This window comes from Ramlibacter cellulosilyticus (assembly GCF_014297465.1).
In the GTDB taxonomy this organism is placed as follows: Bacteria; Pseudomonadota; Gammaproteobacteria; order Burkholderiales; family Burkholderiaceae_C; genus Ramlibacter; species Ramlibacter cellulosilyticus.
Map to the genome: position 1 here is coordinate 1 of NZ_JACORT010000032.1, position 1,219 is coordinate 1,219.

At 67.4% G+C, this 1,219-nt stretch carries 1 protein-coding gene; it reads right to left on the bottom strand.

Going from position 1 to position 1,219, the window contains the following annotated elements; all coding sequences use genetic code 11:
- The coding region (locus H8N03_RS25980; protein ID WP_187079154.1) for a hypothetical protein at nucleotides 1-1,219 on the bottom strand (1,219 nt) is incomplete at both ends.

Consider the following 1,219-nt stretch of genomic DNA (forward strand, 5'->3'; position numbering starts at 1 on the left):
ATACACCTTGCCGGCCCGGTCCGCATCGGCGAAGTCGTCGGCCACCCGCACGCGCTGGCCGAAGGTGACGTCCACCACGCCGGAGTTGCTCGTGTACTGGTAGTCGTCCAGCAGCACGCCCGCCAGTCCATTGATGATGCCGGCGGCCGCGTCGTTGGTCGGCGAGACCGAGGATTCGAGGCTGGTCCCGGCCGTGATGGCCGCATCGTCCGAAGCCGTCACGTCCACGGAAGCGGCCGCGATCGTGTTGCCCGCGCCTGCCGTCGTGAAGTCGATGTACGCCTCGGCCGTGCTGTTCACCATGTTGCTGGAGAGCACGAAGGCGGCGCTCATGCCGCCGGCGCCCATGATGGCCGCCGGTGCCGAAGTCGCCGTGTTGCTCACCTCCGCGGCGATGTGCGCGGTGGATTCCGCTACCAGCACCACCGCGCCTTCGGCGTCAACGGTCGTGTCCAGCAGGTAGGCGCGGACGCTCGCCGGACTCTGGTTGGCAAACGCGTTGGCGATCAGCGGGTCGCCCAGGAGCGCGTCGACGGAGTTGAACAGGACGTTCTGCGTCTTCCAGCCAACCGTGTTGAAGGCCAGCAGCACGCCGACGGCATTCGCACCGGAGGTGGCGGCGGCCAGCGTGGTCGCCTCGATGTTGGAGTCGTTCCGGGCCGCGACCGCCACGTCCCCGTTCGTGGTGGTGACGTCGCTGTCCTCGATGAAGGCCGCTGCCTCACTCAGGATGGTGTTGGTGGCGATCGTGGCGTTCACCGCCAGCGAGGTGCCCTGTCCCGTGAAGGAACTTCCTCCCGAGGATTCCACCGAGCTGTCGGCGACGGCGAGTACCGTCGCGCTCTCCAGCGCGCTGAGCGCCACGTTCGCCGCCGTCACGATGACGTTCGTCATCGACGCTTCGACGCTGCTGCGCAGGTCGTTCAGCACCACCACGCCGCCGCCGGCCACGGAATCCGAATTCGTGAAGTTCAGGCCGTCGGGAATCAGCTGCGTGCCCTGCCACTCCTTCCAGTAACCCAGGTCCGCGTAGTCCTGCTCGCCGAGATCGAGCAGCTGGGTCGTTCCCATGTACTCGTAGACGCCGCCGGCCGTTCCGCCATTGGCGTAGTCGTTCGCCAGGCGCACCTTGTCGCCGAAGTGGATGGTGCGCTCGCCCTCGTCGGAGCTGAAGTCCGCGGGCACGAAGTCGCTGATCGATTCCTGCAGGGCGGCCACG